The sequence below is a fragment of the Paracidovorax wautersii genome (genome assembly GCF_031453675.1).
In the GTDB taxonomy this organism is placed as follows: domain Bacteria; phylum Pseudomonadota; class Gammaproteobacteria; order Burkholderiales; family Burkholderiaceae_C; genus Paracidovorax.
Genome location: NZ_JAVIZX010000001.1, coordinates 3302029 through 3323160 on the forward strand (window position 1 = coordinate 3302029; position 21132 = coordinate 3323160).

Here is a 21132-nt window from a genome sequence, read left to right on the forward strand (position 1 = left end):
TACGCCGGCGGGGAGGCCGGTGCGGGCGACTTTCGTGATTGAGTGGATCCGATGATTCCATCCTGCTTTCCGCCGCTGCGCGTGCCTGCCTGGCCCGCGCCCCTTGCGTTCGCCCTGGCCGCCGCCTTTCCTGCCGCTGCGCAAACCCTGCCCACGGTCGTCGTGACCGGGGCGGCTCCGCCGGCGCCCACCACGCCGCTCGACCAGTCGGCCGACAGCGCATCGCGCCTGGGCCTCACGGTGCGCGAGACGCCCGCGTCCATCGACGTGGTGCCGGCCGAGGTGCTGGCCGAACGCGGCCTGCGCACGGTGACCGAGGCTGCGCAGGCCGCCGTCGGCGTGACGGCGGGGGACTTTCCGGCCGAGCCCAGCGCCTTCTCGATGCGCGGCTTTGCCAACAGCCAGATCAACACGCTGTACAACGGCATCAAGATCGGCCCGCCCAACATGACCTCGCGCGTGATGGACACGGCCAATCTGGAGCGCGTGGAATTCCTCAAGGGCGCGGCCTCGCTCATGTCGGGCGAGGGCGCCACCGGCGGCGCGGTCAACTTCGTCACCAAGGCGCCGCACCGCGGGCCGGTGCGCACCGAAGTGAACACGGCCGTGGGCTCGTTCGGCGAGCGGCGCCTGTCGGTCGGCTCGGGCGGCACCACCGCCTGGCAAGATCTGGATTACCGCATCGACGCGAGCGCGTCCAACAGCGACGGCTTCGTGGACGACACCTGGCAGCGCAACCGGCACGTGTCGGGCGGGCTGGACTGGCGCGCGGCGCCGGGCGTCAAGCTCTTCATCGCGGGCGAGGCCAAGCGCGACGACGGCAGCAGCTACTGGGGCACGCCCCTGGTGTCGGCCAACGCGCCGGGCGTGCAGCCGCGGGGCGGCATCGTCTCAGGCACCTACACCTCCGGCTTCAACGGCAGCGCCCTGGGGCCGGTCGCCATCGATGGCCGCACCCTGCGCACCAACTACAACGTGCAGGACAACCGCAACGAGGCGCGCGAGACCTGGCTGCGCGCCGGCGGCGAATGGCAGGCCAGCGATGCCGTCGTGCTGCGCACCCAGTTCTGGCGCTACACGGCCGACCGGACGTGGCTCAACAACGAGATCACCGCCTTCAACGCCGGCACGGGCCTGGTGGACCGCGAGCGCTTCTACGTCGCGCAGGACCAGACCAGCTGGGGCAACAAGACCGAATGGCAATGGGACGCGCGCGTGGCAGGCCTGGACAACCGCCTGGTGGCCGCCTTCGAGTACAGCGACCTCGACCTGGACCGGCCCGGCGCGGCCAACTTCCCGGGCGACAGCGTGAGCCTGGCGGACCCGCAGCGCGGCCGCTACGGCCTGCTGACCACGCAGCTGCAGACCACGCGCATCCGCAACACCGTGCTGGCGCTGGAAGACCGCCTGCGCCTCACGCCCACGGTGGCGCTGATCGGCGGGCTGCGCCAGGAGCGCATCGCGCTGGAGCGGTCGTCCGCCAACGCGGCGGGCGTGCAGCGCACGGGCTTCCCGTACGAGAAGACCTGGAATCCCACCACCGGCCGTGTGGGCCTGACCTGGGAAGCCGCACCCGGCACCACGCTGTACGGCCAGTACGGCACGGCGGCCGATGTGGCGGCCAACAACATCTTTTTGTTGGGCGCCACGCAGCCGCTGGACCTGACGCGCACCCGCAACGCCGAGGTGGGCGTCAAGCAGGCCTTCTGGCAGCAGCGCGGCGAATGGACGCTGGCCTTCTACGACACCGAGCGGCGCAACGTCTACGCCGCGCAGGGCGGTCAGCAGCTCGCGCAGGCGGGGGCGCTGAAATCCCGCGGGGCCGAGGCATCCGTGGCCCTGCGGCCGGATGCGCAGTGGAGCCTGTGGGGCAACCTGGCGCTCAACCGCGCGAGGTATGAGGGCTACAACCTGGGCAACGGCACCTCGCTGTCCGGCAACCGTCCGCCCAACGCGCCGCGCCTGGTCGCCAATGCCGGGGTGGGCTACCGCTTCATGGCGGGCGTGCCCATGCAGGTGTCGGCCTCGGTGCGCCACGTGGGCGAGCGCTTCCACAGCGATGCCAACACCGTGCGCCTGAACGGCTACACCGTCTTCGACGCCGCGCTGGCCGTGGACGTGGCGCGCGATGTGCAGCTCACCCTGCGCGGCCGCAACCTGGGCAACCGCACCTATGCGGCCTGGGCCGATCCGTTCTACCCCGACCAGATCCTGCTGGGCGCGCCGCGCAGCTACGAACTGGCGCTGCGCTGGACACTCTGACCGACATGCCCTTGGCCACCACCACTGCCACCGCTGCTGCAGCCCTGCGGGAAGGCCGCGCGGTACCCGCGCTGGGCGCTGTGCTGCAGCTGCAGGGCGCGGCCTTCGAGGTGGCGGGCGGCCGCACGCTGCTGGCGCCCACCGACGTGAGCGTTCAGCCCGGCGAATGCGTGGCGCTGGTGGGGCCCAACGGTGCGGGCAAGAGCACGCTGCTGCGGTTGCTGGCCGCGCGGCTGGCGCCGACGCGGGGCGCTGTGCGCGTGCTGGGCCAGAACCTGGCGGACTGGCCCGCCGCCGAGCGCGCGCGCCATGTCGCGCTGCTGGGACAGGGCGATGCGGTGGAGCCCGGCCTGCGGGTGCAGGACTATGTGGCGTTCGGCCGCCTGCCGCACCAGCAGCGCGCCAGCCGGGCGCAGCACGCGCAGGCCGTGGCGCACGCATTGCACACCTGCAGCGCCACTGCGCTGGCCGCCCGCACGCTGGGCAGCCTGTCGGGCGGCGAGCGCCAGCGCGTGCACCTGGCGCGGGCCCTGGCGCAGGAGCCCGCGCTGCTGCTGCTGGACGAGCCCACCAACCACCTCGACCTGGCGGCACGCGCCGATCTGCTGGCGCTGGTGCGCGGCCTGGGAATCACCGTCATCGCGGCCCTGCACGAGCTGGGCCTGGTGCCGGGCTTCGCCACCCGCGCCTGGGTGCTGCACCAGGGGCAACTGGTGGCCGATGGCCCGCCGGCCCAGGCGCTGAGTACCGAGCGCGTGGCGGCCGTCTTCGGCATGGAGTTGGTGCATGCGCACCATCCACGGCACGGCGGCACGCTGTGGGCCTTCGAGCGGGCGGCGTCGGCATGAGGTTCCGTCTGCCTTCTTTCTACCGGCCTGCGGCCTGGCTGGTCGCAAGCCTGGTGGCGGCCGCAGCGGCCGCCAACGCCGCAACGGCCACGCCAGGCTTTCCCGTCAAGGTGAGCAATTGCGGCGAGCCGCTGCGCTTCGATGCGCCCCCGCGCCGCCTGGTGGTCCACGACCTCAACATGGCCGAGATGGTGATGGCGCTGGGCCTGCAGCCCAAGCTGGTGGGCGTCACCGGCATCACCGGCTGGTACAAGTCCAGCGCAGACTTCTGGAAGGCGCTGGGGCCTGTGCCCGAGCTGGCGCCCAAGTACCCCACACTGGAAAACCTGCTGGCGGTGCAGCCCGATCTGTTCTTCGCCGGCTGGTATTACGGCATGCAGCCGGGCGGCGGCGTCACCCCGGCCACGCTGGCGCGGCACGGCGTGGCCACACTGGTGCTGACCGAGAGCTGCGTGCACACCCGGGCCGACAAGCCCGAGGCCACGCTCGACCTGCTCTACGGCGACGTGCTGCGCCTAGGCGCCGTCTTCGGCCGGCGCGAACAGGCCGAGCAGCTGGTGGCCGGCTGGCGGGAGCGCGTGCGCGCCGCGGCGCAGCCGGCGCTGCCACGCCCACCGCGCGTGTTCGTCTACGACTCGGGCGAGGACAAGCCGTTCACGGCAGGCCGCGCCGCCATGCCGCATGCTCTCATCGCGGCCGCGGGCGGCGTGAACGCGCTGGGCGATCTGGCCATGGGCTGGGGCACCGCCTCGTGGGAGGCCGTGGCCGAGCGCGATCCGCAGTACGTCGTGCTGCTGGACTACCAGAACGGGCAGGGGCCCGAGCACCTGCGCCGCGTGCTGGAGGCGCATCCGGCGATGCGGCTCACGCAGGCCGTGCGCGAGCGTCGCTACATCGTGCTGCGCTATGCCGAGCTGACGCCCGGGCCTGCCAACATCGAAGCGATCGAGAAGATCGCCCGCGCGCTCAGGGGCACGGCGCCATGAGGGCGCGTACCGTGGCGGCCGCCCTGGGCGGCGTGGCGCTGCTGGGCCTGCTGGCCGTGGCCTCGCTCAGCGTGGGGAGCAGCTCGGTGGGCTGGCGCGACGCGCTGGCCGGGCTGGCCGGCCCCTGGGCGGGCGCGCTGGGCCTGCCTGCCCCGGGTGAGATGGCCCAGGCCATCGTGCGCGAGCTGCGCCTGCCGCGCCTGCTGCTGGCATTGCTGGTGGGCGCGGCCCTGGCGGTGGTGGGCGGGCTGCTGCAGACCAGCACGCGCAACGACCTGGCGGACCCGTTTCTCTTCGGCCTGTCGTCCGGCGCGGCTGCCGCGGCGGTGGCCGTGCTGGGCTGGGCGGGCGAGGCACTGGGTCCCTGGACGCTGCCGGCGGCCACCTTCGCCGGGGCGCTGCTGGCCGCCGGCGCGGTGTTGCTGCTGGTGCACCGCGTGGGCACGCAGGGGCCGGCGCACATGGTGCTGGGCGGCCTGGCCATTTCCTTCCTGCTGGGCGCGGTGACGCACGTGCTGGTCTTCGCCGGGGACCAGCGTGCGGCGCATGCCGTGGTGTTCTGGTCGCTGGGTGGCCTGGGGCTGGCGCGGTGGGACAACCTCTGGCTGCCGCTGGCCGGCCTGCTGGTGGCCGCCGCCTTCGTGGCCCGCCGGCACCGGGCGCTCGACACGCTGCTGGCCGGCGACGACACCGCCCACAGCCTGGGCGTGGCGCCGCAGCGCCTGCGGCGCCACGTGTTCGTGGTGGCGGCCATCGCGACCGCCTGCTGCGTGGCGCTGAGCGGCGTCATCGGCTTCGTCGGGCTCATGGTGCCGCACCTGGCGCGCCGGCTGGCCGGGCCGCTGCACGCGCGCTTCGTGCCGCTGGCGGCCCTGCTGGGGGCGGCGCTGCTGGCAGGCAGCGATGTGGTGGCCCGCACGCTGCTGGGCGCGCAGGAGCTCCCGGTGGGCATCGTCACGGCGGGGCTGGGCGCCGTGTTCGTGATGCTGCTGCTGCGTCGGCACTGAGGCGCTGCTTTTCGCCCGCCGCGGCCGTCCAAAGATCTTTTTGGATGGAAGACATGGAAATTGATTCTTTGTCGTTTTGAAGCGCGGCTTCTAGGATCGCTGCAACTTATGCAGAAACCGATGCCTCCGCTGATCCCACGCTCCCCGGTTCGCCGTTCCAGCCGCCAGGTGACGCCATGAACTTCCAGCAACTGCGCTCCGTGCGCGAGGCCGTGCGCTGCGGCTTCAACCTGACCGAAGTGGCGGCCATGCTCTACACCTCGCAGCCTGGCGTGAGCAGGCAGATCCGCGAGCTGGAAGAGGAACTGGGCGTGGAGATCTTCGTGCGCGCCGGCAAGCGCCTCACGGGGCTTACGCCGCCGGGCGAGACGCTGCTGCCCATCGTCGAGCGCCTGCTGCTGGAGGCCGACAATCTGCGGCGTGCGGGGCACGACTTCAGTGCGGCGGAGCAAGGGCGGCTGCTGGTGGCGGCCACGCACTCGCAGGCGCGCTATGCGCTGCCGCACGTGGTGCGCGACTTCCGCAGCCTGTACCCGCAGGTCGCACTGCACCTGCACCAGGGATCGCCCCGGCAGGTGGCCGAGATGCTGCTCAAGGGCGAGGCCGACATCGGCGTGGCGACCGAGGCGCTGTCCGGCTACGACGGCCTGGTGACGCTGCCGTGCTACCGCTGGTCGCACAGCATCGTGGTGCCGCCGGAGCATCCGCTGCTCGACCTGCCGGAGCCCGTCACGCTGGAGCAGCTGGCGCGCTTTCCCATCATCACGTACGAGCTGGGCTACACCGGCCGGGCGCACATCGACGAAGCCTTCGCGCGCGAAGGGCTGGCGCCCGAGGTGGTGCTCACGGCCATGGATGCCGACGTGATCAAGACCTATGTGGAACTGGGCATGGGCGTGGGCATCGTCGCGTCCATCGCCGTGGATGCGGAGCGCGACCGGCACCTGCGCATGCTGGATGCGCGGCACCTGTTCGAGGTGAACCTCACACGCCTCGCGCTACGCCGCGGCAGCTGGCTGCGCGGCTATGCCTACCGCTTCATCGAAAGCTTCGTGCCCACGCTCACGCGCGAGGTGGTCGAGAAGGCCATGGCTTCGCCGTCCACGCCGCTGGACGGCGGCTGAGCGATCGCAGCTTTCCGCGTCTTGCACCGGTGCTGGGTGCCGGTTCTGCGGCCACAATGCGCCGCATGGAACGCTTCACCATTTCGCTGGACGACGATCTGGCGCACGAGTTCGACCACCTGATCGCCGAGCGCGGCTATGGCAACCGCTCGGAGGCCGTGCGCGACGTGCTGCGCGTGCACCTGGCCCGCCTGCGCGAGGGCCGCGACGCCGAAGGCCCCTGCGTGGCCAATCTCTCGTACGTCTACAACCACCACGAGCGCGAGCTGTCCGACCGGCTGGCGCGCCTGCAGCACGACCACCACGCGCTCACGCTGGCCACCACGCACGTGCACCTGGACTACGATCAATGCATCGAGACCGTGCTGCTCAAGGGCCCGGCCAGCGAGGTGCGCCGCTTCGCCGACCGCCTCATGGCCGAGCGCGGCGTGCACCACGGGCAGCTCAATGTGGTGATGGTGAGCGCCACGGCCCATGGCGCCCCGGCCGGGCACGGCCATTCCCATACCCACGGCTGACGCTCACGCTCCGCGGTTGACGTTCGCGATTGCGGCGGCGCGCACCACAGGCGGCCGCCGCATACGCCATTGGGCGTAGGCCGCGGTGCCTGTCTTGGTATGCAGTTTGCTTTTTTTTTCATACGCAAAAAAGCCGCTGCATGTTCACTCTTTCTCTTCTATCTCCCTTCTCGGCCCGTCTTCTCCGCACCCGCCTGGGGCGCGGCCTGTCTGTGCGGCCCCTGGCGCTTGCCAGTGCGCTGTGCGTTTGTATGGGCCATGTGGGTGCGCAAGGCGCCAGTGTGGAGCTGCCGGTGCCCAGCATGGGTGCAGTCGAGGTGAAGGGCCAGACGGTGCGCGGCGCGGCCGCGTCGTATTCGACCAGCACCTTCGAACAGCAGGAGATCCAGGATCAGCACATCAGCAAGCCCGAAGAGCTGCTGCGCAAGGTCCCCGGCATGAACGTGCAGGACTACCAGCTCTCCGGCGTGGGCAATGCCATCGTCATGCGCGGCTTCGGCGGCGGCGGCCACGGCGGCGATGTGGGCGTGGTGCTGGACGGCATTCCGCTGAACGAGGCGATGTCGCACGCCGACGGCTATGTGGACTTCAACGTCATCGTGCCGCTGGAAATCGACCGCTTCACGGTGTTCAAGGGCCCGGTGTCTGCGCTCTACGGCAACTTCAACCGCGCCGGCCTGATCGCGGTGGAGACGCGCAAGCATGGCGCCTACAAGGACGTGGATGTGAGCGTGGGATCCCACCGCACGCTGGACGCGCAGGCCGCGCTGGGGTTCGAGCTGGGCGAGGGCGAATCGCTGAACTTGGCGGCCCAGCATGCGCGCACCGAAGGGTTCCGCCCGCAGTCCGATGCCCGCCGGTCCACGCTGGCCGGGCGCTGGAGCAAGCAGGTCACGCCCGGGCTGGAAGTCGCCCTGTCCGGCCGGCTGCACGAGGCGGACGGCGACTCGCCCAGCTACATCACGGCCAGCCAGTTCGCGGCCGATCCCTACGGCAAGGACCCGCGCGCCATGAACGACGGCGCCAGCAAGCACTTCGCCACGCTGCGCGCCGATGTGCAGTACGCGCTGGCGCCCGAGGTGAAATGGCTCAGCTTCGCCTACACCACGCGGCAGGACTTCACCCGCTGGTTCAGCCGGCCCGTGGGCGGCGGTGCCTGGCGCCAGCGCGAGGAAACCTACGACCGCACGGTGTACGGCGCCGGCACCAGCCTGAACGGGCGCAGCACCACGGCGCTCACGCCGCTGAACTGGGTGGCGGGCGTGGAAACCTTCCGCGAATCCACCGACTACGGGTTCTATGACGGCCTTGCCAACCGCGTGCGCACCGCGCCCGCCGGCAATGACCGTAATCCCCGGCTCAACAGCCTGTCGGCCTTCGCCGAGGTGGATGCGCCCGTGCACCCGCTGTTCCAGCCGTCGGCCGGCCTGCGCTGGGACCGCTTCACGGGCGACTGCCGCCTGAACGGCCCCGAGACCGGTACCGACCCCTGCGGCCCCCTGGCAAAGGCCCAGCACACCAGCCCCAAGCTGGGCGTGCGCTCCCAGGTGCTGCCGGGCCTGCTGCTGCGTGCAAGCTGGTCGGAGGGCTTTGCGCTGCCCAGCACCTTCGCCAAGTACGCGCTGGGCGCGGACCGGCTCGACCCCAATATCTTCCGCCAGACCGAGATCGGGGCGCAGATCCGGCCGGCGCAGGGCGTGGTGCTGGACATCGCCGCCTACCGCCTGACCTCCACGGACGAGATCCGCACCGTCGCGCCCGGCGTGTACGAAAACTACGGTTCCACCCGCCGCACCGGCGTGGAGGCAAGTGCGCTGTGGTCCGTGGCGCGCAGCGTGGACCTGTCGCTCACCTACGGCGGCGCCCATTCCCGCGTGACCGAGAACGGCAGCGCCGCGCTCGTCGGCAAGCAGGTGGCCGGCGTGCCGCGCTACACCGCCACGGTGGGCGCCGCGTGGCGGCCGGTGGCCGACTGGGAGGGCACGGTGACCTGGCGCCGCGTGGGCCGCTACGCCGTCAATGCCGACAACAGCGTGAATGACGGCGGCTACGCCACCTGGGACGTGGGCGTGAACTACACGCCGCCCGCCACACGCTATCGCGTCTACGCCACGGTCGCCAACCTCTCCGGCAAGGCATATGCCACGTCGGCCTCCGTCATCGGCGGCACGCAGCTGTTCGCGCCGGGCGCGCCGCGCACCGTCAAGCTGGGCGTGCAGGCGCAGTTCTGACGGTCCTCGTTTCTTTCACCCATCCGTCCCATTCGCACATGTCCTTTTCTCTTTTGAACCGCTGGGCGTGTACCGCCCGCAGCACCTCCCTGGCGGCGCTCGCCGTCGCTGCCGCCGCCTTGCACGCACCCGCCGCGCTGGCCCACAACGTCTGGCTGGAAGCCGATGCCGGCGGCGGCTACACCGTGCAGTTCGGTGGGCACGAAGGCCAGCTGGAAGCCTTCGATGCCGCCAAGCTGACAAGTGTGGAGGCCTTCGACCGGCGCGGCCGCCCGATCCCCGTCACGCTGACGCCGCAGAACGGCGGCGTGCGCGTGCTGCCCGCCCAGCAGGCCGCGATGCTGGCCGCGCACTTCGACAACGGCTTCTTCAGCAAGGTGGGAGAGGGCGGCGCCATGGTGAACAAGCCGATGACCGAGAACCCCGGCGCCACCTATGGCGTGCATGCGGTCAAGTACCACAAGACCATCATCCAGTGGGGCGTGATCGCCAAGAAGCCGCTGGGCCAGCCGTTCGAGATCGTGCCGCTGGTGCACGAGACGCCACACGCAGGGCAGCCGCTGCGGGTGCAGGTGCTGTTCGATGGCAAGCCCATCGAAGGCATCCGCCTGTCGCTGGGGGAAAAGGGCGCGCCCGTCACCACCGCCGCCGACGGCACCGCCACGGTCATCCCCGTTGCGGGCGCCAACCAGCTGCTGGCCATCCGCCGCATGCCGGTCACGGGCGACCCGCGCACCACCAGCTTGAGCTACGAGTACCTGCTGGCGTTTCCGGCGCACTGATGGGGCACTGTGGTCGGATGTGGATGGCGAGTCCGCCGGTGCGCAGGGCCGTTTCGCTCGGGCCGTCCGGCCGGCGCCACAGCCTTTGCGGGCGAAATGCGCTATCGATAGGTGAGCTGGATGCGCTGTTACCCATTGGGTTTCAATGGGAAATGGCTTTGAAACCGGCTTGGTTAAAGCGCATGCCGCTATGGTTTTTGAACTATGGCACCCGGTAGTGGTAGCGGTACAGCAGCTTGAAGCCCAGCCCCTCGTACAGCGCCAGTGCGGCCGGGTTCTGCGCGCGCACCTGCAGATAGGCCCAGCGGGCGCCCGCGTCGCGGCTCCAGTGCAACAGGCTGCGCACCAGCGCCGCACCGTGGCCCTGGCGGCGGTGGGCCGGGTCGATCACGATGTCGAACAGGCCGGCGGCGCCATCCTCCACCACGGCCAGCCCGAAGCCGATGGCCGCGCCGTCCCGCCGCAGCGTGGCGAAGCCGGCCGGCGCGGCGATGGCGCGCACCATCGCGTGGTGCACGGCCTGGTGCTGCGCGGGCACGCCGTTGGCGGCCGCGAAGCCGTCCAGCCAGGCGGGCGAGGGCTGTGGTGCGATGTCCACCGCTGCGGCATCTGGCGCGGGCGGGCCCGTGTCCAGCGCACAGGTCAGCACGTGCGACGGATCGAAGCACCGGTAGCCCGCGGCCTGCAGTTGCGCGTCGGCCTCGGGCGGGGCCAGCGGCGTGAGCCGGAAGACGACCGGCAGTCCGTGGCGGGCGTAGAACGCCTCTGCCGCTGCCTGTACGCCCTCGAACGGCGCCTGCAGAGCCGCCGCGTTGGCCGAGTTGGCGCGCTTGGTGAAGCCGGCGGCCCGGCGCAGCAGCCAGCCGCCATGGCGCACGTCCTCCAGCGCCGGCCAGGCGTGGAAGGCGCGGGTTTCGATGGCGAGGATGCGCGCCTTCAGCGACGGGTCGGACGGCGGCGCATCCGGCGGGAGCGGGCAGGGCTTCATGGCGATCGGCGGCAGCGGTTTTGTAAAGGCTTGTAGCCATTGGAGCATGGCCCGGGCGGTCTGCGGGCGCGCTCCGGGGCCTGCCCGGCGCGGCAAAGCAGCGGGGAGGGCGGCCGGGTGAGTGGCCGGGCGGGCGGCCATCTGTAACCGCACCCACCCGGAAGGCGCCGGCCGGCCGTGTAGACTGCGCGGTTTTTTCCGAACCGGCCACGCACGCTCCATGGCAACGCGACCTGAGCGCACTTCCCATCTGACCGGCTCCACACTCGTCCGCCTGCTGGCGGGGCTCATCGACCCGCAACAGCGGGGGCGGGATACCCGCATGTCCTTTGCCGATGCCCTGAACCAGTGGACGGGCTGGACCGAGTCCATCGCACTGTCCAAGGCGCTCGACCGCCCGCTGACCGTGGGCGCAGCCGCGCCCGGCCCGGCCGGGGCGTGCGGCCGCCATGCCGAGGAACAGGCGGAGCTGGAGCGCGTGCGCGCCCAGCAGGCCCAGGCCATCGCCCGCGAGGTGGCGGCCGCAGGCCGCGGGCCGCTGGAGTCGGGCATGGGCTTCACGCCGTTCCGGCATTGCCACCAGGCGCGGCAGCAGGCCATAGAGAGCGCCGTCGGCCCGCTGCGCGAACGCGTGCGGCTGGCGGTGGCGCAATGTCCGGGCGAGGCCGCGCGGCTGGCCGCCATCGACGCCGTGATGGCCGAGGTGCTGGCGCTGCAGGAGCGCCGCCTGCTGGCCACCGTGCCCGCGATGCTGGGGCGCCACTTCGCCCGCCTGTGCGAGGCCGGGCAGGCGCCCGACGCCGCGGGCGCGCCCGACGATGCCGATGCCGAGGCGCGCCGCGACCTCTTCCGCCACGACCTGCAGGCCGTTCTGCTGGCCGAGCTGGAACTTCGATTGCAACCGGTGCAGGGGCTGCTGTCTGCCCTGCGCCCACACCAACCCCTGGGTGGTTCATGAGCACAAAGATCTTTTCGACGGCTGCCCCCGCGGCGGCCACGGCAGCGGCGTTTGCGGCCGGGCTGGCCACGGTGGCCTGGGTGGGCGCGGGCTACCGCAGCGGCCATGCGCTGGCCCTGTCCATCACGGTGCTGATCGCCGCCTTCTATCTGCTGGGCGCGGTCGAGCTGTGGCGCTACCGCCGCGACACGCGGGCCTTGGCACAGGCGCTGCAGAGCCTGCCGCCCACCCTGGAGCGCATCGACGGCTGGCTGGCGCCGCTGCCTGACGGCCTGCGCGATGCCGTGCGCCAGCGCATCGAAGGCACGCGCGCCGGGCTGCCGGCGCCGGTGCTGGCCTCGTACCTGACCGGTCTGCTCGTGCTGCTGGGCATGGTGGGCACCTTCCTGGGCATGGTGGTTACGCTGGACGGCACGGGCGCCGCGTTGTCCGGAGCCGACGGCCTGGGCGCCATCCGCGATGCGCTGTCCGCCCCCGTGCGCGGGCTGGGCCTGGCCTTCGGCACCTCGGTGGCCGGCGTGGCTGCCTCGGCCATGCTGGGCCTGATGGCGGCGCTGTGCCGGCGCGAGCGGCTGCTGGTCGCCCAGCGGCTGGACGGCGCGTTGGCCACCGCCCTGCGCCCCTTCACCCCCGTGCACCAGCGCGAAAGCTCGCTGCGCCTGCTGGAGCAGCAGGCCGGCCTCATGCCGCAGCTGGTGGACCGCATCACCGCCAGCATGGCCGCGCTGAAACGCCAGCAGGCCGACCTGGCCGAGCGCTTGCAGGCCGACCAGGCCCGCTTCTACCGCGAGACCGAAGCCGCCTACACGGGCCTGGCCGCCGCGGTGGAACGCACGCTGACGCAGAGCGCGACGGAGAGCGCCCGCCTGGCCGGCGCTGCGCTGCAGCCCGCCGTGGAGGCCACGCTGGCCGGCCTGGGACGCGAGAGCGCGCAGCTGCAGACCGCCTTGGCCGACCAGGTACGCCGTCAGCTCGATGGCATCGCCGAACAGTTCGGTACCGCCACGGCCGCTGTCAGCGCGCAGTGGACGGGTGCCCTGGCCGAACACGAGCGCACCAGCGAGCAATCCACCCAGGCCCTGCGCCATGCGCTGGGCGAATTCACGCAGACCTTCGACGCGCGCAGCACGGCGCTGGCGGAAGGCCTGGCCGACCGCCTGGCCCGCCAGTCCGAGGCGCTTTCCGCGCGCTGGGGCGAGGCCCTGGCGCAGCAGGCCCAGGCCGGCACCGCACTGGCCGAGCGCAACGAACAGGCCCTGACCACCGCTGCCGAGCGGCTTGCGGGCCAGGCCGGTGCGCTCCAAGTCACGGTGCAGGAGGCGCACACCCGCCTGCACTCTGAACTGGCCGCGCAGGACGCCGCCCGCCAGGCGGCGTGGACGCAGTCGCTGCAGCAGGTGGCCGATACCCTGCAGCAAGGATGGCAGGACGCCCAGACGCGGTCGGCTGCGCAGTGGACGCAGGCCGGCGCGGCCCTGGACCGCACCGCCGCCGACGTGGCGGCCCGCAGCGCCGAGCAGGCCGAGCGGCTGCTGCAATCCATCGAACAGCGCGCGGCCCAGGATGAAGCCCGCCAGGCCGCCTGGACCCAGTCGCTGCAGGCCGTGGCCGCCACGCTGCGCGAGGAGTGGCAGGCGGCGCAGGCCACGTCCACGGGCCAATGGCACCAGCTGGGCGAGGTCCTGGGCGCTACGGCGCAGGACATCACGGCCCGCTCGGCCGAACAGGCCACGCGCCTGCTGGCCCAGATCGACGAGCGCGCGGTGCAGGACGAGGCGCGCCAGACCGCCTGGACGCAGTCCCTGCAGCAAGTCGCCGTGGCCCTGCGCGAGGAGTGGCAGGCGGCGCAGGCCACGTCCACCGGCCAATGGCACCAGCTGGGCGAGGTCCTGGGCGCTACGGCGCAGGACATCACGGCGCGCACGGCAGAACAGGCCACGCGCCTGCTGGCGCAGATCGACGAGCGCGCGGCGCAGGACGAGGCGCGCCAGACCGCCTGGACGCAGTCCCTGCAGCAGGTGGCCGTGGCCCTGCGCGAAGAATGGCAGGCCGCGCAAGCCACCTCCACCGGCCAGTGGCACCAGCTGGGCGAGCTGCTGGGCACCACGGCCGGCGAGATCACGACCCGCACGGCCGAGCAGGCCGCGCAGTTGCTCGACCGCATCGACCAGCGGGTTGCGCAGGACGAAGCGCGGCAGGCCGCCTGGACGGCCTCGCTGCAAGGCCTGGACCAGTCGCTGCAGCAGGGCTGGCAGACCGCGCAGGAGCAGGCTGCCGGCCATTGGCAGCAGGTGGGCGCCGCCCTGGAACGCACCACGGCCGACCTCGCTACCCGCAACGGCGAACAGGCCGCGCAGTGGCTGGCCCGGCTGGAGGAGCGCAGCACGCAGGACGCAGCCCGCCAGGCCGCGTGGACGCAGTCGCTGCAGACCCTGCAGGCCGCGCTGCGCGATGAATGGCAGCAGGCCGGTGCGCAAACCGGCGCGCAGTGGCAGGCCGCCAGCGCGGCGCTGGCAGAGGCCACCGCCGGCATCACGCAGGCGCTGGACACGCACGCCCAGCGCACGCTGGGCGAGATCGGCACGCTGGTGCAGGCGGCCTCCGAGGCGCCACGCGCCGCGGCCGAGGTCATCGGCGAGCTGCGCCAGAAGCTGGCCGACAGCATGGCGCGCGACAACGCCATGCTGGAGGAGCGCAGCCGCATCCTGGAGACGCTGTCCACCCTGCTGGACGCGGTGAACCATGCATCGGCCGAGCAGCGCGGCGCCATCGACGCCCTGGTGTCCACCACCTCCGATCTGATGGAGCGCGCTAGCGGCCGCTTTGCCGAGACGCTGCAGGCCCAGACCGAGCGCATGGACGGCGTGGCCGCCCAGCTCACCGGCGGCGCGGTCGAGGTCGCCAGCCTGGGCGAGGCCTTCGGCGCGGCGGTACAGCACTTCGGCCAATCCAACGAGCAGCTGGTGGCGCAGCTGCAGCGCATCGAGGCCGCGCTGGCCAAGTCGATGTCGCGCAGCGACGAACAGCTCGACTACTACGTGGCCCAGGCGCGCGAGGTGATCGAGCTGAGCGTGGGCGCGCAAAAGCAGGTCATGGACGGGCTGCAGAGCGTGGCCGCCGGCCAGCGCGCGGCCACGGCCTCTGCCGTACCGGCTGACGCAGCATGAGCACGACGACGGACGGCGCCGCCCTGGGGCACGACGAACTGGACGGCGGGCTGGAGGCGGGCGTGCCCGTGTGGGCGGTCTTCGGCGACCTGATGGCCAGCGTGCTGGGCGCGTTCGCGCTGCTGCTGGTGGCCGCGCTGGGCATGCAGATGGACCTGGCGGACCGGCTCAAGACCGAACAGCAGCAGCGCGCGGCGCAGGCCCAGCGCTTGCAAAGCCTGGAGCAGGCCCTGGCCGGCCCGCTCGCGGGCGGGCGTGTCACGCTGACGGACGGGCGCATCGGCATCAGCGGCAGCGTGCTGTTCGCCGTCAACTCCAACGAGCTGCAGCCCGAAGGCCGTCAGCTGCTGCGCAGCCTGGCGCAGCCCCTGGCGCGCTACCTGCAGTCGCGCGGCGAGATCCTGATGGTGAGCGGCTTCACCGACGACCAGCAAATGCGCGAGGGCAACCGCTTCGCGGACAACTGGGAGCTGTCGGCCCAGCGCTCGCTGACCGTGACCCGCGCGTTGATCGAGGAAGGCGTGGCCGCCTCCGACGTGTTCGCAGCGGCCTTCGGCTCCGGGCAGGCCGTGGCCTCCAATGCCGACGCGGCCGGCCGCGCGCGCAACCGCCGCGTGGAAATGGCGCCCATGCCGCGACCGGCCCGCACCGACGCCGCTGCGGCCGGCCCCAAGCCCTGACCCGACCGAACGAGCTGCGGCGCATGCAAGCCCCTGAAACGCCCGACACGGACGAGACGCACCCGGCGCACCCGGCGCTGGGCATTGGCGAGCCGTCCGGTTACCCCGCCACCGCGGCGGCCGAGGAGGGCGGCGTGCCGGCCCGCGTGCAGACTACGCTGGCGGGCTGGCATGTGCAGGGCGCGCAGCGGACCGACCCCGTGCGGTTCGCCCTGATCGAATCGATGGCGCGTCGCGCGCTGCGCCACCACGGGCCGGCGCGCGCGCTGCTGGATGCGCGGCTGGCCGAACTGGTGGACGGCTACGAAGCGCTGCTGCGCGCCCGGGGCATTCCGCCGCTGACGGCCCCCGCCGGTGACGGCGTCGCTCCACTGCCGGCGCCAGCGGCTGCCGAGCGTGGCCCGTTGGGTTGGCTGGTGGCGGAGATTGCCGGACAGGTACCCGCCCCGGTACCGCGCGGCAAGAGTTCTGCGGCCGAGCGGGCTGGAAACTCGGCGGCAGCGCCAGGCGCGCGCTCACGCGCGGGTGGCGGCCGGGCTTCTGCCAAGGGCACGCCGGCCCGTGCCGAGCCGGCAGCGCTGCCGGAGATCGACCTGGAGACCGTGGCGCTGCACAGTGCGGCCGCACCGGCCGCTTCGCTGGAGCTGGCATCGGTGCGGCGCTTTCGCGGCACCTGGTCGCGCCTGTCGGCGCAAGAGCGGCTGCGCCAGACCTTCGCGCAGGTGCCGCCGCAGGCCGGCCCGCTGAATGCGCTGCACCTGCTGCACCGTGCGCTGGTGCAGATGCAGGAGCTCTCGCCGGACTATCTGCAGCATTTCGTGGCGCATGTGGATGCGCTGCTGTGGCTGGAGCAGGTGCACCAGGCGGCACAGGCGCCATCGGCCGCACGCAGCAGCCGGTCCGCCCGCGCCATCGCGTCTCGGCGCAAGACACCCGGCGCCAAGCGCTGAGTCCGCCAGCGCCGCAGCGGGCCGGGGCCGACGGCGCAGATGCACGCGGCGCGGTGATGCGTGCAGGGGTTCTTACTTGCTCTTCTTGGCCGCCGCCAGGGCGTCCTGGGCCTTCTTGAGTTCCGCCTGGCGCTTGGCGATGGTGTCGGCCTTGCCGTCGCGCTGGGCATCTTCGAGTGCGAGGCGGCGACGGGTTACGTCCTTTTCGGCCTGGCTGATGCGGCGCTCGCGCTTGACCTTTTCGCCGGGCTCGGTGCAGCTCACTTCGAATTCGGCCAAGGTGCGCTCCAGCGTGCGCACCTTGTCGTCCTGCCCGGCGGCGCGGGCCTGCTCGACTTCGGCGGTCACGCCGGCACGCTTTTGCTGGCAGTCGTCCGGGTCGGCGGGCTGGGCTGCGGCGGTGCCGGCAAAGGCCAGGGTGGCGGCGGTGGCGATCAGCAGACGGGTGATCAGGGGCGTGGCGGTGTGCTTCATGGCGGTTTCCCTCGGGTTCGTTCGTTCAGTGCATCGAATGCGACCGGGCGAGCTTCCCATGGGACCGGCAGCAGGGCCGTCGGACGACGGCGCGTTCCCGCGCGGGCAGGCCGGCCAGACCGGCTCAGATCACGCGGAAGCCGTGCGTGCCATCGCGCGCCAGCTGCGCCACCAGTCCGTATTCCCAGTCCAGATAGGCCTGCATCGCCTCGCGTGGGGCGCTGGTGCCTTCGTACGGGCGGCGGTAGCGGTCGATGCGGGGCGAGGCGAGTCGCGCTTCGCCCGCGTCCACGGGCAGGCCGGCGGCGATCCATGCCTGGGTGCCGCCCTGCAGCACGGCCACTTCGCGGCCGGTGAGGCGGGCCAGTTCCGCCGCCGCGTAGCGGGCCAGAAAGCTGGTGCCACAGGTCAGCACATAGCGCCGCGCGGGCGGCAACGCGGCCACGGCCTGTGCCAGTTGCGAGCGCAGCGACCAGTAGGCGCCAGGGATGTGGCGCTGCACATAGGCCACGCTGCGGGTGAGGTCCAGCACCACGGTGTCGCCCTCCGGCGCCTCCTGCAGCCAGGCGTGCAGAGTGCTCGGCTCCACCCAGGTGATGGGGCCTTGCGGCTCGGGCGCCGGGGTGGGGGGCTGGCCCGTCTCGGTGAAGGCTGCGGCGTCCGTGCCGTCCAGCACCCACACGTCCCAGCCCATCTGTGCCAGCCACGATGCGCTCATGTTGGCGCGCACGCCATCGTCGTCCGCCAGCACGATGCGGGCGCCGCGCACGGGCGCCGCGTGGTCGGTCTCCTGCACCAGCTGGCCGCCCGGGGCGCTGGCGAAGCCGGGGAGGTGGCCGGCCGCGTATTCCTCGGGCGTGCGCACGTCGAAGCGGTAGGTCGTGCGTGTGGTTTCTTTCGCGAAACGGTGCAGGTCGGCCGGCGTGGCGCGCTGCACGCCGGCGCGGTCCGCCACGGTGCGTGCCTGGGCGGCTCCGGCGGTGCGGCGTTCTTCGGGCACGGGGCCGAAGCGGCGGCTGGCGCCATGGTCCAGCCGCTGGCCGGCCAGCAGCCAGCCGATGGTGCCGTTGCGCAGCGCGGCCACGGGGTTGGGCAGGCCGGCGTTCACCAGCGACTGCGTGCCGATGATGCTGCGCGTGCGGCCCGCGCAGTTGACGATGATCTGCGTGGCCGGGCTGGGGGCCAGCGTCTGCGCGCGCAACACCAGCTCGGCCCCCGGCACGCTCACGCCGCCGGGAATGCTCATGGTCTGGTATTCGTCGAAGCGGCGCGCGTCCAGCACCACCACGTCGGCCTGGTCGTCCAGCAGCGCCTGCACCTGTTCGGCGGTGAGCGATGGCGTGTGCCGCTCGGCCTCGACCAGTTCGCCGAACGACTTGCTGGGCACATTCACGTCGATGAACACCTCGCCTCCGGCATCCTTCCAGCCCTGCAGACCGCCTGCCAGCAGCGACACCTGGGTGTAGCCCAGGGCCTGCAGGGTGCGTGCCGCGGGTTCGGCCAGGCCTTCGCCATCGTCGTAGACGACCACGGGTGTGTCGCGGCGCGGGATGCGTGCCCAGGCCTCAATCTCTACGCGCCCGGCGGGCAGGTTGGCCGCGAAGAGCGGGTGGCCGGTGGCAAAGGGCGACTCTTCTCGCACGTCGAGCAGGGCGATCTCGCGGCGGTCGATCAGGGCCTGGCGGACCTGTGCGGTGCTAGTGAGGGGCAGGGGGGCGGTGTCGTGGGGCATGGGTGCGTGACTAGCGTGGGGTGTCAGGGGTTTAAAGCGGTGGGCGTGGCGGACTGCTCGGCCGGAAAGCGCGAGTGCGCGTGCAGGGTTTGCCTCGGCGCATCCGAAGGTGCTGCTTGCCGGCGGGCGCGGCCTTTCTCCAGGGGCGGCCAGAAGGCGCCTCGCGCCTCAGCACGGCGCGGCGTCCCGCCTCCAGATATTGGGCAGGACGGCGTTGCTGTAGCCGGAGACGAAGGGTTTGCGGGTGCCGTCCTCGCGGTACACGCTGCGGTGCACGGCGCCGATGTCGGCGCCATAGACGTGGATGCTGATCGAGGTGCGGTCGGTGAATGCGTTGCTCACCCGGTGCACGTCGCCTATGGTGGGCGAGACGGCCTCGACCTGCCCGGGCGCGAGCCGCACGGCGGCACCGTCGGGCAGCCACCGGCCATCGCCCGCCTGGGCGTAGTTCTGGGCCACCTCGGCGCCTCGCAGCATGCCGATCAGCCCCCACACCGTGTGGTCGTGGATGGGCGTGGCCTGGCCCGGTCCCCAGACGAAGCTCACCACCGAGAAACGGCCCAGCGCATCCGCATGCAGCAGATGCTGCTGGTAGTAATCGGGGTGGGGCTGGGCATAGGCGTCGGACAGCCAGTCGTCGTGCGCGACCAGGTCGCCCAGCAGGGCTCCGCCCCGGGCGCGTACCTCGGCCTCGGTCGGCCGGCCTTCGATCAGTTGCGCGAACTGCTGCACAAAGTGGCGCAGCCGGGCCGGATCGCGTGCCGGGGCCGGCGTGGCAGGGGGCAGTGCGCTTGCGCCCGGCGACTGGGCCGCGGGGGGCGCTGCGGGAAGGGGATCACGGGTCACGCCCTGCATTGCATCCGCAGAGGCGCCGGCCGTGTGAGAAGGTGTTGGCATATCGATCCCCGCTTTTCTTCGTTGTGCCTGCGCGGGTGCGCGCCGCGGCCCGGACCATTGTGCGGGTTCAGGCGGTTGAGAGGCGCGAGGGGCCGTCGCCAGGGTGTCAGCGCATGCACCAACCTGGGGCGTTTTGCCCCATTGCCGCAGCGGCACCCCGCGTCCACACTCACCGCATGACCTCACAAGAAGTGCTCAGGCGCATGACGGAGCCGTCGGCGCCCACCCCTGCGATGCGGGATCTGGTCGCCGTCTACGCCATGCTGGTTGCAGCCGCTTCCGACCGGCTGGACCCTGGCGAGATCGACTCCTTCGTGGCCCTCGGCGTCGCCATCCACCGGCGCGACGAAAAGCCCGTGACCTTCCTGTCCACGGTGCCCTGAAGCGGCTGGAAGGCTGCTGGCGCTGCAAAGCCGCTTCTCACTGGCCCGGCTGGCTGACTGCGCTCTGTTATTCATAGCTGTATGCGCTGCATGGGCGGGCGCTGCAGCCTGTTTTTATCCTTGATTCAGCGCCCGCCGGCCCCGTCTGCCAGCCGACGCTCCCCTGCGCCCGCCGCGGCCCGCATGCCGGCCAGATGGGGCATGGCGCCCCGCATGGCCTCCAGGAACACGCGCAGCCGCGCCGGATAGAAGCGCGCGGGCGGGTAGACCAGGTACACCGGCAGCGGCGCGGCCTGCCAGGTGGGCACCAGGTGCAGCAGGTCTCCGCGGCGCAGGTCCGCGTCCACGATCCAGGCCGAGGCGATGCAGGCGCCCAGGCCCGCCAGCGCCGCGCTGCGCAGCGCGTACAGGCTGTCGGTGGCCAGGCGCGGGCTGATGGGAAAGGTGCACGCGCTGCTGCCGTCGCCGTCTTGGGGGGTGAGCGTCACCTCGCGCTGGTAGAAGGTGCTGAGCGCCAGCCAGGGCAGCGGCTGCAGATCCTGCGCGTGGACGGGCAGCGCGCGGCCCTCCATCAGCGCGGGTGCGGCCAGCACGATGCGGGGTACCTCGGCCAGGCGGATGGCGACCACCGACGGATCGTCCACCGCGCCGACCTGGATGGCGCAGTCGATCCCCTCGGCGATGAAATCGGGCCGGCGGTCGTGCAGCATCCATTCCACATCCACGTCGGGGTAGCGGCGCAGGTAGTCCATGAGCGGCGCGATGAGCTGGTCCTGTCCGAAGGCGTGCGGCGCCACCACCCGCAGCGTGCCGCGCGGCGCGTGAGCCGTGCCGCGCAGGTCGTCCTCCAGCGTGTGCCAGCCATCCAGCAGCGCCTTGGCGTGGGCGAAGCAGCGCTCGCCGTCTTCCGTGAGCTTCATGACATGGGTGCTGCGCTGGAGCAGCTTGATGCCCAGGGTGCGTTCCAGCGCCTGCAGCCGGCGGCTGACCGTGGGCTGGCTCGTGCCCATCTGCTGCGCCGCGGCCGACAGGTTGCCCGCCTCGACGATGCGGATGAAGGTCTGCAGCAGCTCGATCCGGTCGGCCCCGACGGGCAAAATCGGTGTGGTCATACGTTGAGCGTATAGTAAATCTGCAGAGCAGCC

18 protein-coding genes are annotated in these 21132 nt (G+C 72.1%); 13 read left to right on the plus strand and 5 right to left on the minus strand.

The genetic code is table 11. The annotated features are described in order from the left end of the window. The first annotated feature begins 51 nt into the window (after positions 1 to 51). The 8 genes from QE399_RS14960 (at position 52) to QE399_RS14995 (ending at position 9758) form a co-directional block, all read left to right on the plus strand. Positions 52 to 2262, plus strand: a complete 2211-nt coding sequence (locus tag QE399_RS14960) for a TonB-dependent receptor (RefSeq protein ID WP_309829794.1) — start codon at positions 52 to 54, stop codon at positions 2260 to 2262. Positions 2263 to 2267: 5 nt separating this feature from the next. After that, positions 2268 to 3110: an ABC transporter ATP-binding protein gene (locus tag QE399_RS14965; protein ID WP_309829796.1), complete on the plus strand. Its 843-nt coding sequence runs from the start codon at positions 2268 to 2270 to the stop codon at positions 3108 to 3110. After that, a complete protein-coding gene (locus QE399_RS14970) occupies positions 3107 to 4096 on the plus strand; it encodes an ABC transporter substrate-binding protein (RefSeq protein ID WP_309829797.1) in 990 nt (329 codons plus the stop codon). Before QE399_RS14965 ends, QE399_RS14970 begins: the two co-directional genes overlap by 4 nt. Further along, the gene (locus QE399_RS14975; RefSeq protein ID WP_309829799.1) at positions 4093 to 5103 is read left to right on the plus strand and encodes a FecCD family ABC transporter permease; all 1011 of its coding nucleotides are present in this window, start codon (positions 4093 to 4095) and stop codon (positions 5101 to 5103) included. Before QE399_RS14970 ends, QE399_RS14975 begins: the two co-directional genes overlap by 4 nt. Positions 5104 to 5279: 176 nt before the next feature. Next, positions 5280 to 6227, plus strand: coding sequence for a CysB family HTH-type transcriptional regulator (locus tag QE399_RS14980; protein WP_309829801.1), 948 nt, complete (start codon positions 5280 to 5282; stop codon positions 6225 to 6227). Positions 6228 to 6292: 65 nt separating this feature from the next. After that, the gene (gene nikR, locus QE399_RS14985) at positions 6293 to 6745 is read left to right on the plus strand and encodes a nickel-responsive transcriptional regulator NikR (protein ID WP_309829803.1); all 453 of its coding nucleotides are present in this window, start codon (positions 6293 to 6295) and stop codon (positions 6743 to 6745) included. A gap of 302 nt (positions 6746 to 7047) precedes the next feature. Beyond that, positions 7048 to 8976 carry a TonB-dependent receptor gene (locus QE399_RS14990; RefSeq protein WP_309829805.1) on the plus strand — a complete coding sequence of 643 codons (1929 nt, stop codon included), beginning with the start codon at positions 7048 to 7050 and terminating at the stop codon, positions 8974 to 8976. 38 nt (positions 8977 to 9014) lie between these two features. Next, a complete protein-coding gene (locus QE399_RS14995; RefSeq protein ID WP_309829807.1) occupies positions 9015 to 9758 on the plus strand; it encodes a DUF4198 domain-containing protein in 744 nt (247 codons plus the stop codon). Positions 9759 to 9960: 202 nt separating this feature from the next. Here QE399_RS14995 and QE399_RS15000 read toward each other — a convergent pair whose 3' ends face one another. Further along, entirely contained in the window at positions 9961 to 10746 is a 786-nt protein-coding gene (locus QE399_RS15000; RefSeq protein ID WP_309829809.1) for a GNAT family N-acetyltransferase, read from the minus strand. A gap of 220 nt (positions 10747 to 10966) precedes the next feature. Between QE399_RS15000 and QE399_RS15005 the strand changes: the two genes are divergently transcribed. Genes QE399_RS15005 through QE399_RS15020 form a run of 4 tightly spaced genes read left to right on the plus strand, consistent with a single transcriptional unit; the run spans position 10967 to position 16501 of the window. Continuing rightward, positions 10967 to 11704, plus strand: a complete 738-nt coding sequence (locus QE399_RS15005) for a DUF3348 family protein (RefSeq protein WP_309829811.1) — start codon at positions 10967 to 10969, stop codon at positions 11702 to 11704. Then, positions 11701 to 14871, plus strand: coding sequence for a DUF802 domain-containing protein (locus QE399_RS15010; protein ID WP_309829813.1), 3171 nt, complete (start codon positions 11701 to 11703; stop codon positions 14869 to 14871). Before QE399_RS15005 ends, QE399_RS15010 begins: the two co-directional genes overlap by 4 nt. Then, the gene (locus QE399_RS15015) at positions 14868 to 15551 is read left to right on the plus strand and encodes an OmpA family protein (protein ID WP_309829816.1); all 684 of its coding nucleotides are present in this window, start codon (positions 14868 to 14870) and stop codon (positions 15549 to 15551) included. The genes QE399_RS15010 and QE399_RS15015 overlap by 4 nt, the downstream gene beginning before the upstream one ends. A gap of 23 nt (positions 15552 to 15574) precedes the next feature. Beyond that, positions 15575 to 16501: a DUF2894 domain-containing protein gene (locus tag QE399_RS15020; protein WP_309829818.1), complete on the plus strand. Its 927-nt coding sequence runs from the start codon at positions 15575 to 15577 to the stop codon at positions 16499 to 16501. 72 nt (positions 16502 to 16573) lie between these two features. Here the strand turns inward: QE399_RS15020 and QE399_RS15025 are convergent, their stop codons facing one another. From QE399_RS15025 to QE399_RS15035, 3 genes are all read right to left on the minus strand, one after another. Further along, a complete protein-coding gene (locus QE399_RS15025) occupies positions 16574 to 16975 on the minus strand; it encodes a DUF1090 family protein (protein WP_309829819.1) in 402 nt (133 codons plus the stop codon). A gap of 124 nt (positions 16976 to 17099) precedes the next feature. Beyond that, the gene (locus QE399_RS15030) at positions 17100 to 18707 is read right to left on the minus strand and encodes a rhodanese homology domain-containing protein (protein ID WP_309829821.1); all 1608 of its coding nucleotides are present in this window, start codon (positions 18705 to 18707) and stop codon (positions 17100 to 17102) included. A 168-nt stretch (positions 18708 to 18875) separates the two neighbouring features. Beyond that, a complete protein-coding gene (locus tag QE399_RS15035; protein ID WP_309829823.1) occupies positions 18876 to 19604 on the minus strand; it encodes a cysteine dioxygenase family protein in 729 nt (242 codons plus the stop codon). 176 nt (positions 19605 to 19780) lie between these two features. Here QE399_RS15035 and QE399_RS15040 point away from each other — a divergent pair, with 176 nt between their 5' ends. Further along, the gene (locus QE399_RS15040) at positions 19781 to 19987 is read left to right on the plus strand and encodes a hypothetical protein (RefSeq protein ID WP_309829824.1); all 207 of its coding nucleotides are present in this window, start codon (positions 19781 to 19783) and stop codon (positions 19985 to 19987) included. 125 nt (positions 19988 to 20112) lie between these two features. Here the strand turns inward: QE399_RS15040 and QE399_RS15045 are convergent, their stop codons facing one another. Continuing rightward, positions 20113 to 21099, minus strand: a complete 987-nt coding sequence (locus QE399_RS15045) for a LysR family transcriptional regulator (protein WP_309829826.1) — start codon at positions 21097 to 21099, stop codon at positions 20113 to 20115. Positions 21100 to 21132: the final 33 nt, after the last annotated feature.